The sequence below is a fragment of the Streptomyces mutomycini genome (genome assembly GCF_001700505.1).
In the GTDB taxonomy this organism is placed as follows: Bacteria; Actinomycetota; Actinomycetes; order Streptomycetales; family Streptomycetaceae; genus Streptomyces; species Streptomyces mutomycini.
Genome location: NZ_MAPV01000093.1, coordinates 74,824 through 87,667, shown reverse-complemented (window position 1 = coordinate 87,667; position 12,844 = coordinate 74,824). Strand labels below are relative to the sequence as shown.

General features: G+C 71.6%; 10 protein-coding genes. 5 read left to right on the top strand and 5 right to left on the bottom strand.

The features are described 5' to 3' along the window. Nucleotides 1–2: 2 nt before the first annotated feature. Genes BFF76_RS14425 through BFF76_RS14415 form a run of 3 tightly spaced genes read right to left on the bottom strand, consistent with a single transcriptional unit; the run spans nucleotide 3 to nucleotide 4,625 of the window. A complete protein-coding gene (locus BFF76_RS14425) occupies nucleotides 3–932 on the bottom strand; it encodes a hydroxymethylglutaryl-CoA lyase (RefSeq protein ID WP_031092207.1) in 930 nt (309 codons plus the stop codon). A gap of 17 nt (nucleotides 933–949) precedes the next feature. After that, nucleotides 950–2,995 carry an acetyl-CoA carboxylase biotin carboxylase subunit gene (locus BFF76_RS14420; protein WP_065848371.1) on the bottom strand — a complete coding sequence of 682 codons (2,046 nt, stop codon included), beginning with the start codon at nucleotides 2,993–2,995 and terminating at the stop codon, nucleotides 950–952. A gap of 13 nt (nucleotides 2,996–3,008) precedes the next feature. Further along, nucleotides 3,009–4,625, bottom strand: a complete 1,617-nt coding sequence (locus BFF76_RS14415) for a carboxyl transferase domain-containing protein (RefSeq protein ID WP_065848370.1) — start codon at nucleotides 4,623–4,625, stop codon at nucleotides 3,009–3,011. A 99-nt stretch (nucleotides 4,626–4,724) separates the two neighbouring features. On the opposite strand from BFF76_RS14415, the gene BFF76_RS14410 reads away from it, so the two are divergent. The 4 genes from BFF76_RS14410 (at nucleotide 4,725) to BFF76_RS14395 (ending at nucleotide 9,431) form a co-directional block, all read left to right on the top strand. Beyond that, nucleotides 4,725–5,342, top strand: coding sequence for an SACE_7040 family transcriptional regulator (locus BFF76_RS14410; protein ID WP_065848369.1), 618 nt, complete (start codon nucleotides 4,725–4,727; stop codon nucleotides 5,340–5,342). Between the two features lie 648 nt (nucleotides 5,343–5,990). Beyond that, the gene (locus BFF76_RS14405; RefSeq protein ID WP_065848368.1) at nucleotides 5,991–6,836 is read left to right on the top strand and encodes an MIP/aquaporin family protein; all 846 of its coding nucleotides are present in this window, start codon (nucleotides 5,991–5,993) and stop codon (nucleotides 6,834–6,836) included. Nucleotides 6,837–6,912: 76 nt separating this feature from the next. Beyond that, nucleotides 6,913–8,436, top strand: coding sequence for a glycerol kinase GlpK (gene glpK / locus BFF76_RS14400; RefSeq protein WP_065848367.1), 1,524 nt, complete (start codon nucleotides 6,913–6,915; stop codon nucleotides 8,434–8,436). A gap of 197 nt (nucleotides 8,437–8,633) precedes the next feature. Next, on the top strand, nucleotides 8,634–9,431 hold the full coding sequence (locus tag BFF76_RS14395) for a phosphatase (RefSeq protein ID WP_065848380.1): 798 nt from the start codon (nucleotides 8,634–8,636) through the stop codon (nucleotides 9,429–9,431). A 285-nt stretch (nucleotides 9,432–9,716) separates the two neighbouring features. Here BFF76_RS14395 and BFF76_RS14390 read toward each other — a convergent pair whose 3' ends face one another. Together BFF76_RS14390 and BFF76_RS14385 are read right to left on the bottom strand one after the other, a co-directional pair. Next, entirely contained in the window at nucleotides 9,717–10,592 is an 876-nt protein-coding gene (locus BFF76_RS14390) for an acyl-CoA thioesterase (RefSeq protein WP_065848366.1), read from the bottom strand. Between the two features lie 19 nt (nucleotides 10,593–10,611). After that, nucleotides 10,612–11,769 carry an acyl-CoA dehydrogenase family protein gene (locus tag BFF76_RS14385; protein ID WP_031092198.1) on the bottom strand — a complete coding sequence of 386 codons (1,158 nt, stop codon included), beginning with the start codon at nucleotides 11,767–11,769 and terminating at the stop codon, nucleotides 10,612–10,614. Between the two features lie 279 nt (nucleotides 11,770–12,048). Here BFF76_RS14385 and BFF76_RS14380 point away from each other — a divergent pair, with 279 nt between their 5' ends. Continuing rightward, entirely contained in the window at nucleotides 12,049–12,486 is a 438-nt protein-coding gene (locus tag BFF76_RS14380; protein ID WP_065848379.1) for an Asp23/Gls24 family envelope stress response protein, read from the top strand. Nucleotides 12,487–12,844 lie beyond the last annotated feature (358 nt).

Sequence of the window (12,844 nt, the reverse complement as noted above, 5' to 3'; positions counted from 1 at the left end):
CTTCACTCCTTGTGGGACAGCGCGCGGACGGTACGGGACGGGCTCGGGCGGCCCAGCTGTTCGGCCATCCACACGCTCGTGGCGGTGAGTGCGCCGAGATCGACCCCGGTGTGGACACCGAGACCGTCGAGCATCCACACGAGATCCTCGGTGGCGAGGTTTCCGGTAGCGCTCTTCGCGTACGGGCAGCCGCCGAGGCCGCCCGCCGAGGCGTCCACCGTCGTCACCCCGTGCTGGAGCGCGGCCAGGGTGTTGGAGAGCGCCTGGCCGTACGTGTCGTGGAAGTGCACCCCGATCGTGCCGGTGGGGATTCCCGTCCCGTTCAGCGCGGACAGCAGCTCCATGACATGGCCCGGGGTGGCGACGCCGATCGTGTCGCCCAGCGAGAGCTCGTCACAGCCGAGGTCCATCAGCGCCTTCGCGACCCGGACGACCTGGGCGACGGGTACGGCACCCTCCCAGGGGTCGCCGAAACACATCGACAGATAGCCGCGCACATGCACCCCGGCATCCTTGGCGCGGGCCACGACCGGCTCGAACATGCGGAGCGACTCGTCCACCGTGCGGTTGAGGTTCTTCGAGGCGAACGTCTCGGTCGCCGAACCGAACACGGCGATCCGGCGGGCACCGAGCGCCAGCGCCCGGTCCAGGCCGCGCTCGTTCGGCACGAGGACCGGGAGCGTCACGTCCCCGATCTCCGCGATGTCCGCGAGCATCGGGAACAACTGCTCCGCGTCCGCCAGCTGGGGCACCCACTTCGGGTGGACGAAGCTGGTCGCCTCGATGGTGGTGAGCCCGGCCTCCGCGAGCCGGCGGACGAACTCCGCCTTGACCTCGGTCGGTACGACGGACTTCTCGTTCTGCAGTCCGTCCCGGGCGCCGACCTCGTGGATGCGGACCCGGTCCGGCAGCCCCGGCACGGGAACCGTCATGGGCAGTCCGGTGTCGCTCACGCTTCCTCCTTCGGGGCCACCACGGCCAGGATCTGGTCCATGGCGACCGTGGCACCGGCGGTGACGTCCAGCTCGGTGACGGTGCCCGAGTGCGGGGCGGAGATGACGTGCTCCATCTTCATCGCCTCGACGACCAGCAGACTCTGCCCCGCCGCGACCTCGTCCCCGACCGCCACCTTCACCACCGTGACCGTGCCGGGCATGGGCGCGGCGAGCGTGTCCACGCCCGAGCGGCCCGCGCCGCCGAGGGACGCCTCCACCGGGTCGTGGTCCTGCACGTGCCAGGTGTCCCCGTCCCGGCCGAGCCAGACCCCGTGCGGGGACGCGGCCAGGCCGAACGTGTGGGTCAGACCGTCGACCTCGACGACGACCCTCCGTCCGGACGCCTCGACGAGCCTGGCCGGCCCGGCGCCGCGCGGCGACGGCATCGGGCCGCACGCGTCGGCGGCCTCCTCCCGGTCCCCGGCGTGGCCGAACGTCAGCGCGGCCGTGCCCTCCGCCCCCGCACGAAGACCCACCCGCACCGGGTCGTGGCCCGGTACGCGGAAGTGGTGGAAGGTCTCCGCGGGTGTGCCGCCCAGCCGCCAGCCGCTCGGCACCGAGAACGGATCGACCCAGCCGGCCGGGGCTGCCGGAGCCTGCCGCAGCAGCGCCGCCGCCGCGTACACCTCCTCCGGCACCCCCTCCGGGACCAGGCCGTCCGCCTCCCGCTCCACCAGACCGGTGTCCAGCTCGCCCGCGGCCACCGCCGGGTGGGCCAGCAGCCGCCGCAGGAAGCCGGCGTTCGTCGGGACGCCCAGCACCACCGTGTCCGCGAGCGCCGCCCGGAGCCGGGCCAGCGCCGTCGGCCGGTCGGGGCCGTACGCGATGACCTTCGAGAGCATCGGGTCGTACGTACTGCCGACCGGCACGCCCTCGCTGAGCCCCGAGTCCGTGCGCACCCCGCCGCCCTGCGGCTCGTGCAGGGCCAGCACCGTGCCGCCGGACGGCAGGAAGCCGCGTGCCGGGTCCTCGGCGCAGACCCGGGCCTCGATTGCGTGCCCGGTGAGTGTGATGTCGGCCTGGGAGCAGGGAAGCCGGACACCCGAGGCCACCCGGAGCTGCCACTCCACCAGGTCGAGGCCGGTGATCAGCTCGGTGACCGGGTGCTCGACCTGGAGGCGGGTGTTCATCTCCATGAAGTAGTACGAGGAGGGGTTGTTGCCCGGGACGATGAACTCGACCGTCCCCGCGCCGACGTACCCGCAGGAGCGTGCAGCCTGGACGGCTGCCTCGCCCATCGCGGCACGGGTCTCCTCGTCCAGCAGGACCGAGGGCGCCTCCTCGATGATCTTCTGGTGCCGGCGCTGGAGCGAGCACTCGCGCTCGCCGAGATGCACCACGTCGCCGTGGCCGTCGGCCAGGACCTGGATCTCGATGTGGCGCGGACGGTCGATCCAACGCTCGACGAGCAGCGTGTCGTCCCCGAAGGACGCGCGCGCCTCACGCCGGGCCGCAGCGATCTCGTCGGCCAGCAGCGACTCGTCGCGCACCAGCCGCATGCCCTTGCCCCCACCGCCCGCAGACGGCTTCAGCAGGACCGGCATCCCGATCTCCCGTGCGGCTGAAGCCAGTTGTGCGTCGGTGAGCCCGCTCCCCGAGGAACCCGGGACGACCGGGACACCCGCCGCGGCGACGGTCTCCTTGGCGCGGATCTTGTCGCCCATCAAGGAGATCGCCTCGGCGGGCGGGCCGATGAAGACCAGTCCCGCCTCCGCGCAGGCCCGGGCGAAGCCCGCGTTCTCGGCGAGGAAGCCGTAGCCCGGGTGGACCGCCTCGGCACCCGTACGGCGGGCGGCGTCCAGCAGCCGCTCCACCGACAGATAGCTCTCGGCGGCCGGGGCGGGCCCGATCCGTACCGCTGTGTCCGCCTCGCGGACGTGCCGGGCGTCCGCGTCGGCGTCGCTGAAGACGGCTACCGACCGCACGCCGAGCTCGCGCAGCGTCCGGATGACCCGGACCGCGATCTCGCCACGGTTGGCGACCAGAACAGTGCTGAACATGGAAGTCCTCACATCACATCCGGAAGACGCCGAAACTGGGCTCGGCCAGTGGGGCGTTGGCACACGCGGTCAGGGCGAGCCCCAGCACCTGCCGGGTCTCCGTCGGGTCGATCACACCGTCGTCCCAGAGCCGGGCGGTGGCGTAATAGGCGTTGCCCTGCTGCTCGTACTGCGCGCGGACCGGATCCTTGAACGCCTCCTCCTCCTCGGCGGGCCACTGCTCACCGCGTCCCTCGATCTGGTCCCGCTTGACGGTGGCCAGCACGGAGGCGGCCTGTTCGCCGCCCATCACGGAGATCTTGGCGTTGGGCCACATCCACAGGAAGCGCGGTGAATAGGCCCGGCCGCACATGGAGTAGTTGCCCGCGCCGTACGACCCGCCGACCACGACCGTCAGCTTCGGCACCCTCGTGCAGGCCACGGCCGTCACCATCTTGGCGCCGTGCTTGGCGATGCCCCCGGCCTCGTAGTCCCGGCCGACCATGAAGCCGGAGATGTTCTGCAGGAACACCAGCGGGATGCCGCGCTGGTCGCACAGCTCGATGAAGTGCGCGCCCTTCTGGGCGGACTCCGCGAACAGGATCCCGTTGTTGGCGACGATGCCGACGGGATGACCGTGGATCCGGGCGAAGCCGGTGATCAGCGTCTGGCCGTACTCCGCCTTGAACTCCGCGAAGCGCGAGCCGTCCACCACGCGGGCGATGACCTCCCGCACGTCGTAGGGCGTGCGCGAGTCGACGGGCACCGCCCCGTACAGACCGGCGGGGTCGGCCTTCGGCTCCTCGGCGGGCTCCACCGACCAGGGGAGCGGGCCGCGGCCGGGGAGCGTCGCGACGATGTTCCGCACGATCCGCAGCGCGTGCGCGTCGTCCTCGGCGAGGTGGTCGGTGACCCCGGACGTACGGGAGTGGACCTCGCCGCCGCCCAGCTCCTCCGCCGTCACGACCTCGCCGGTGGCGGCCTTCACGAGCGGCGGACCGCCCAGGAAGATCGTGCCCTGGTTCCGGACGATGACGGCCTCGTCGCTCATCGCCGGGACGTACGCCCCGCCCGCGGTGCAGGAGCCGAGCACGGCGGCGATCTGCGGGATGCCGGCGCCCGACATCCGGGCCTGGTTGAAGAAGATGCGCCCGAAGTGGTCCCGGTCGGGGAACACCTCGTCCTGCATCGGGAGGAACGCGCCCCCCGAGTCCACCAGGTACAGGCACGGCAGCCGGTTCTCCAGCGCGACCTCCTGGGCGCGGAGGTGCTTCTTCACCGTCATCGGGTAGTACGTGCCGCCCTTGACCGTCGCGTCGTTGGCGACGATCACACACTCCCGGCCGCTGACCCGCCCGATCCCGGCGATCACTCCGGCGGCAGGGGCCGCGCCCCCGTAGAGTCCCTCGGCCGCCAGGGGCGCGAGCTCCAGGAAGGGCGAGCCCGGGTCCAGCAGCGCGTCCACCCGCTCCCGGGGCAGCAGCTTGCCGCGCGCCACATGCCGGGCGCGTGCCTTCTCACCCCCGCCGAGCCGTGCTGTGGCGAGCCGCGTGCGCAGCTCCTCGGCGAGCGCGTGATGCGCCGCCTCGTTGGCCTGCCAGGCCTCCGAGGCGGGATCGGCCGCGCTCACCAGGACCGGTGCCTGCTGCATCCTGTCGAGCCCCCTTGCCCGTACCGCGGTAGTTAATGAGCGTTAACGCGTGACGTTCAGGTTAACGAGCGCTAACCCGCCTGTCTAGAATGAATTCTCATGAGCACCCATGCCGCCGCCCGTGTCGCCGCTCCCACCCGCCGCGAGCAGATCCTCAGAGAGGCGGCACGCCTCTTCGCCGAGCGCGGCTTCCACGGTGTCGGGGTCGACGAGATAGGGGCCGCGGTCGGTATCAGCGGCCCCGGCCTCTACCGCCACTTCCCCGGCAAGGACGCGATGCTGGCCGAACTGCTCGTCGGCATCAGCGAGCGCCTGCTGGCCGGCGGCCGGCTGCGCGTCACCGAGGACGGCGCCTCACGCGACGGTTCCCCGGACGCCCTGCTGGACGCCCTCATCGAGGGCCACATCGACTTCGCCCTCGACGACCGCCCCCTGATCACCCTCCACGACCGTGAGCTGGACCGGCTGCGCGACACCGACCGCAAGCGGGTGCGCCAGCTCCAGCGGCAGTACGTGGAGGTCTGGGTCGGGGTCGTCCGCGCCCGCTACCCGGACCTCGCGGAGAGCGAGGCCCGCGTCACCGTCCACGCGGTCTTCGGCCTGCTGAACTCCACCCCCCACCTGACCCGCCCCGAGGCGCTCCCGGACCGCACCGCCACGGCCGCCCTGCTGCACCGGCTGGCCCGGGGCGCCTTCGAGGCCGCGGCGGGTTCCTGAACTGTCCGCCGGAGGCGGCGCCCCGGCGCGCGCACGCTGCCCCGCCGGACGACGGACCCGCCGTACGCGCCGCTCCCGGGGCCGCTGCGGCCCGGCGCCGGGACCTGTTGAGCCGGGCTCCAGGTCCTGAGGTCGTGCCCGCGTCCGTGGCGCCCGCGCCGTATGCCGCCGTTGGGGCGAGCCGCGCGGGTGTCGTCACCGATGTATGAGCTGAATCGGTCAAGCTGGCACGCAATCGCCGTGACTCCTTACCCCTGGAATGCCGACGCCGGGCGCACACGTCTTCGGGCGGTCGCACAGCCGGCAGGGCCGGACGGAAGTGAGGGACCGTACGTGCAGGTGTGCCGATGCGTTCCGCGGGCTCCGTTCCCGCAGGGCAAGGCGCCGCGCGCCGACCGCGCGCAGACCGCGGGCACCGGTGCCCGCGGACGTGCGTTTCCCTGCCCTTTCCCTGCGCGGCTCCGCCGGGCGGACCCGGCGATATCCCTCGGCGCCTCCACCTGACGCCAGGGCCCGACGCGCGTGGTGGAGAGCGCCGTACCGCCCGCCGCGGGGCCACCAGATGTGCAGTCCGACCGAGGAAGGCCGATAGCTGTGGCTGTTAGCACGACACGTCGACGGGGGTACCGCGAGGGTCTCGGCGGCGAGATGCTCGCCGAGTTCCTGGGCACCTTCGTTCTCATTCTGCTGGGTGTCGGGTCGGTGGCCCTGACCGTCGCCGGCCTGCCCGGGTCCGGCCGCCGGATGGACCCCTTCGGGGCCGCCGACTGGATCATCATCTGCTGGGGCTGGGGTCTGGGAGTGGTCTTCGGCGTCTACGTAGCCGGTGGTGTGAGCGGCGCACACATGAACCCGGCGGTCACGCTGGCCTTCGCCGTCCGGCGCACGCTGGCCTGGCGGAAGGTGCTTCCGTACTGGCTCGCCCAGGTGGCGGGAGCCTTCGTGGCCGCCGCACTCGTGTACGCCTCGTACCGGTGGGCGATCGACTTCTTCAACCAGAAGGAGGGGCTGGCCCGGGACGAATCGCTTCCCACCTTCTCGATCTTCGCCACCTTCCCTTCCGAGTACTTCGGGAACTCCTGGTGGGGTCCGCTGCTCGACCAGATCGTCGGCACCGGCATTCTGCTCCTCCTGATCTGCGCGGTCAGCGACGGCAGGAACATGGCGCCACTGGCCAACCTCGCTCCCTACATCACCGGCCTCGTCGTCGTGGCGATCGGAATGACCTTCGGCACGAACGCCGGGTACGCGATCAATCCCGCCCGCGACTTCGGGCCCCGGCTGTTCGCGTACTTCGAGGGCTGGGGCGACATCGCACTGCCGGGCACGTTCGACTGGTACAGCGGCTACTGGTGGATTCCCATCGTCGGACCGCTCATCGGCGGAGTCATCGGCATGCTGGCCTACGACCTGATGATCAGCCCGTTGGTCAAGGCGCGGAGCGGCCCGGAGCAGGAGGGCCGCGTCCCCGAGAAGCCGACCGCGGAAGGCTGACCCGGCGGCGCCAGGAGCGTACGCAAGGAAACCGGTCCGATCGCGGACCTCAACCCCAGGAGAAGGGACGGCAGCGATGCCGGAGTTCATCGGCGCGGTGGACCAGGGGACCACCAGCACCCGCTTCATGATCTTCGATCACGCCGGAAACGAGGTGGCCCGGCACCAGCTTGAGCACGACCAGATCCTGCCGCGGTCGGGGTGGGTCGAACACGACCCCGTGGAGATCTGGGAACGCACCAACACGGTGATCCAGAACGCCCTCCGGACCGGTGGCCTGAACGCATCGGACCTCAAGGCGATCGGCATCACCAACCAGCGGGAGACCACGGTGGTCTGGGACCCGCGCACGGGGCGCCCGTACTACAACGCCATCGTCTGGCAGGACACCCGCACGGACAGCATCGCCGCAGCGCTCGAACGCGACGGTCACGGGGAGGTCATCCGGCACAGGACGGGCCTGCCGCCCGCCACCTACTTCTCCGGCGGCAAGATCAAGTGGCTGCTCGAGAACGTGGACGGGCTCCGGCAGGCGGCCGAGGCGGGCCACGCCCTGTTCGGGAACACGGACGCGTGGGTGCTGTGGAACCTCACCGGTGGACCGAACGGCGGTGTGCACGCCACCGACGTCACCAACGCCAGCCGCACGATGCTGATGAACCTGGAAACGCTGGACTGGGACGACGAGCTGCTGGGCATCTTCGGGATCCCGCGTGCGATGCTGCCGAGCATCCATCCGTCATCGGACGCGGAGTCCTACGGCACCGCGCGTACGTCCCGACCGCTGAGCGCCGCCATCCCGATCACCGGTGTCCTCGGCGACCAGCAGGCGGCCACGGTCGGCCAGGTCTGCTTCGCACCGGGCGAGGCCAAGAACACCTATGGCACCGGCAACTTCCTCGTCCTCAACACCGGGACCGAGCTGGTGCGTTCACGGAGCGGCCTGCTGACCACCGTGGCCTACCAGTTCGGCGGGAGCCCGGTCGTCTACGCCCTGGAGGGATCCATCGCCGTCACCGGCGCGGCCGTGCAATGGCTGCGCGACCAGCTGAAGATCATCGGCAGTGCTCCGGAGAGCGAGCAACTGGCCAGGTCGGTGAAGGACAACGGCGGGATGTACTTCGTACCCGCCTTCTCCGGGCTGTTCGCACCCTACTGGCGCTCCGACGCGCGGGGCGCGATGGTGGGCCTGGCCCGCTACAACACCAACGCGCACATCGCGCGCGCCACCCTGGAGGCCATCTGCTACCAGAGCCGCGACGTGGTGGACGCTATGGAACAGGACTCGGGCGTGCACCTGGACGTACTCAGGGTCGACGGTGGCGTGACCGCCAACGACCTGTGCATGCAGATCCAGGCGGACGTGCTGGGCGTACCGGTGAGCCGCCCGGTGGTCGCGGAGACCACGGCGCTCGGCGCGGCCTACGCGGCAGGGCTCGCCACCGGCTTCTGGCGGGACACCGACGAGTTGCGTTCCCACTGGCAGGAGTCGAAGCGCTGGGAACCGCAATGGAGCGAGGAGCAGCGCCAAGAGGGATACGAGGGATGGAAGCGGGCCGTCGAGCGCACCCTGGACTGGGTGAAGGTGAATACCGACTGACTGCGCGGTGACGCCCGCTCCGGCCCGCAGGCCGTGGGCCTCGGGCCGACGACGACGCGGGCTGCACCGGGGACCCGCGGCCCCCGGTGCAGCCCGCGGCCGTTCGCCGCACCGGACGGGCCATGGTCCGCGTCCACGTTCCGTCCGAGGTGCGGGACACCGGGCACACGGCGCGTCACCGACGGCACAATGGGCGCATGCCGATACCCAGCCGCGCCGCCCTCGTCGAGCACCTCGTCCGCACCCGTATCGCCGGCGACGTCGCCACCCCCCGCGACAACAACCTCTCCCACTACCGTCAGCTCGCCAACGGCAACCGCCATTTCTGGCTGGGGCTGGAGCTCGGCGACCGCTGGCGTGACGAGCAGGACGTGCTGGCCGTGATGGCCGAGAGATGCGGAGTGATCGACGATCCCGAGCACCGGCAGGGGCAGGACACCATCGACCCGGAGCTGACCGTCGACGCCCTCGACCGGATGGCCGCCCGCCTGCGGAAGGCCGCGGCGGACGGGGAACGGGTGCTGCTCGCGACGGGCCACCCGGGCGGGCTGCTCGACGTGCACCGGCGGACCGCGGACGCCCTGCGGGCGGCCGGGTGCGAGATCGTGCGGATTCCCGGCGGCCTGATGGCGGACGAGGGCATGGTCTTCCAGTTCGCCGACGTCGCCGTGCTGGAGCGCGGCGCGACCCTGTGGCACACGCACTCACCGGTCCCGATGGCCGCCATCCTGGACGGCCTGGAGCGCGAGGGGCGGCCGCAGCCCGGCCTGGTCGTGGCCGACCACGGCTGGGCCGGGTGCGCGGGGCAGCGCGGGATCGACTCGATCGGCTACGCGGACTGCAACGACCCCGCGCTGTTCCTGGGCGAGGCGGAGGGCACCCTCCAGGTCACGGTGCCGCTGGACGACCACGTCGCCGACCCGCGCTACTACGACCCGATGACCGACTACCTGCTGGACGCGGCCGGGCTGCTTCCCTCCGGCGACCGGGGGTAACGCGCCGCCGGTGGGCGACCGGCGGGGCCGGTTCCGGTCACCGCGAGGCGGAGCCGGAGCCGCGGATTGCCCGGACGGGCGGCGAGCCGGGCCCGGGACGCGGGTCTCCGCGTCCTGGGCCCGACGGGGCCCACCGCGGGTCGATCCGCTCCGGTACCGCCGCGGCGGGCACGTGGACCGTCACCCGGGCACGCTGCCGCCGGGCGGCGCCCGCCGCGACGACGGCCGACGTGGACCCCAGCCCGCTCGTCACCGATCGTGGGCGGTGCGTCCGCTTGCGCGGCTTCACTCCCTCGGGACGCGGATCAGGCCCTCCTGGATGACCGTGATCGCCAGCTTCCCGTCGGCGGTGTAGATCCTGGCCTGGCCGAGACCGCGCCCGCCGGACGCGGACGGCGACTCCTGGTCGTAGAGGAGCCACTCGTCCGCCCGGAAGGGACGGTGGAACCACATCGCGTGGTCCAGGCTCGCGCCCACCACGTCGCCGACCGACCAGCCGCCGCGCCCGTGGGCGAGCAGCACCGAGTCGAGCAGGGTCATGTCGGAGACGTACGTCGCCATGCAGACGTGCAGCAGCGGGTCGTCCGCCAGCTTGCCGTGTGTGCGGAACCAGACCTGGGAGCGCGGCTCGCGCGCCTCACCGGCGGTGGCGAACGGCGGGGCGTCGGCATATCGCAGATCGACCGCGGCCCGTGCCTCCAGCAGCCGGTCCACCATGCGCGGATCGGTGAAGCGGTCCGCGTACCGGGGCAGCATCTGCTCCGCCGTCGGCAGGGTCTCCGGGTCGGGGGCGTGGGGCATCACCGCCTGGTGGTCCATGCCCTCCTCGTGCACCTGGAACGACGCCGAGAGGTGGAAGATGGGCTTGCCGTGCTGGACGGCGACGACCCGGCGGGTGGTGAAGGACCGCCCGTCCCGGATCCGGTCCACGCTGTAGACGATCGGCGCGCCCGGGTCGCCGGGGCGCAGGAAGTACGCGTGCAGGGAGTGGGCGCCCCGGTCGTCGGGGACCGTGCGCCCGGCGGCGACCAGGGCCTGGGCCGCGACCTGGCCGCCGAAGACGCGGGGCACGACCGCCGAACGGCTCATGCCCCGGAAGATGTCCTGCTCGATCCGCTCCAGGTCGAGCAGATCGAGCAGGGAGTCGAGTGCTGAGCTCATGGAGAGAACGTAGCCGCTCTCAGAGACCCATGGACTTGGCGATGATCGACTTCATGACCTCGCTGGTGCCGCCGTAGATGCGGTTGACCCGGTTGTCCGTGTAGAGGCGGGCGATCGGGTACTCGTTCATGAAGCCGTAGCCGCCGTGCAGCTGGAGGCAGCGGTCGATCACGCGGTGCGCGACCTCGGTGCAGAACAGCTTCGCGGAGGCGGCCTCGGCGGGCGTGAGCTCACCGGCGTCCAGGGCCTCGATGGCCCGGTCGCACACGGCTTCGGCCGCGTCGACCTCGGCCTTGCAGGCGGCCAGCTCGAACTTGGTGTTCTGGAAGGACGCGACGGTCTTGCCGAAGACGGTGCGGTCCTGCGTGTACTGCTGCGCGAAGCGCACGGCGGCGGCAGCCTGCGCGTACGCGCCGACCGCGATGCCCAGACGCTCCTGCGGGAGGTTCTGGCCGAGGTAGGAGAAGCCCTTGTTCTCCTCGCCCAGCAGGTCGTCGACGGGAACCTTGACGTCCACGAAGGCCAGCTCGGCGGTGTCGGAGACCTTCAGGCCCAGCTTGTCGAGCTTGCGGCCGACCGAGTAGCCCTCGGACTTGGTGTCGACCACCAGGAGCGAGATGCCGTGGCGGCGGTCGTCGGCCTTGGGGGCGTCCGTGCGGGCACAGACGATGACCTTGTCGGCGTGCACACCACCCGTGATGAAGGTCTTGGCACCGTTGAGGACGTAGTGCGTGCCGTCCTCGGAGAGCTTGGCGGTGGTCTTCATGCCGGCCAGGTCGGAACCGGTGCCCGGCTCGGTCATGGCGATCGCGTACATGGACTTGCCGGAGACGAAGTCCGGCAGCCAGCGCTTCTTCTGCTCCTCGGTGGCGTACGCCTTGAGGTAGGGCAGGCAGAGCAGGACGTGCACGCCGGAGCCGCCGAAGGAGATGCCCGCGCGGGCGGTCTCCTCGTACAGCACCGCCTCGAACTTGAAGGACTCCTCGCCCGCGCCGCCGTACTCCTCGGGCACCTCGATGCCGAAGATGCCCAGCTCGGCGAGCTTGTAGTAGAAGTCGCGAGGCGCCTGGCCCGCCGCGAACCACTCGTCGTAGACGGGGACGACCTCGGCCTCGATGAAGGCGCGGATGGTCTCCCGGAACGCCTCGTGGTCCTCGTTGTAAACCGTACGGCGCACGGGGTGCCTCCTGGTGTCAGCTTCGGCTTCGGTCGCAGTGGCTAAGCGCTTGCTCAGTCCTGGGCAAAAGTTACCCGCCGGTCACGGTGGCTGTCCAGGGTGATGCTGAGCACGCCCGGCCCCATGGCCGGGTCGCCGCGCGTGGGTGGTCGCTGAGCGTGGTCGCGGCGAGCGCTGTGTACGTCTCGATGGCGGGGGACGCCGGGCGGGCGCACAGTGAAATGAGGAGCCGGCGAGGAGGTGAGCCGCCTCGCCGCATCGACTCTCTGTGAGGCAGTCATGGCTGAATTCGGGACCTCGGGCGGAAGTTCGGGTGAGAAGACGCGAGGCAGGACGACCATCGCCGACGGAGTGGTGGCAACCATCGCCGGAATCGCGATCCGTGAGACCGAGGGCGTGCACTCGGTGGGCCGGGGAGCGTCCAAGGCGATAGGGGCCGTCGCGGGACGCGTGGGCGGGTCCTCCGGCGGGGGACGTGGCGTGAAGGTGGAGGTGGGAGAGAAGCAGACCGCGGTCGACGTCGACATCGAGGTCGACTACGGCATCCCGATCCATGAACTCGCCGACAAGGTCAGGGGCAACGTCACCGACGCGGTGCAGACGATGACGGGCCTGGAGGTCGTCGAGATCAACATCAACGTCTTCGACGTCCACATCCCGGGCGACGACAGCGACGAAGAGGGCGACGGTGGCCGGTCGTCCGCCCGCGTGCAGTGAGGCCGCGCCGGGTCCGAGCCCCGGCGCCCGCCGCCTGCACCCGGGAGATGGCAGGTGCCTCGGCCACCGGGGCGCCTGAAGGGGCGCCCGCCGGCGGAGCGGCCGCACCGTCCCGGAGCAGCGCGGCGGGCGACCGCCCGCCGTCGTCATCCGTGGTCCGGACGCGAACGCGGGACCGCGAGGTCCCGGAGACCACGCGGCGTACGTAGAGCCGGACGGTCTCCGGCAGTGGACGGGCGCCGGTGCCGGCGACGTGGACCACGCAGCTCACCGGTGCCGGTGCGTCGAACCGGTCCCCGCCAGGGACGGCGGGGGGCAGTCACGTCACCCCTATGCTCCGCACATGGGAGCGAGATGG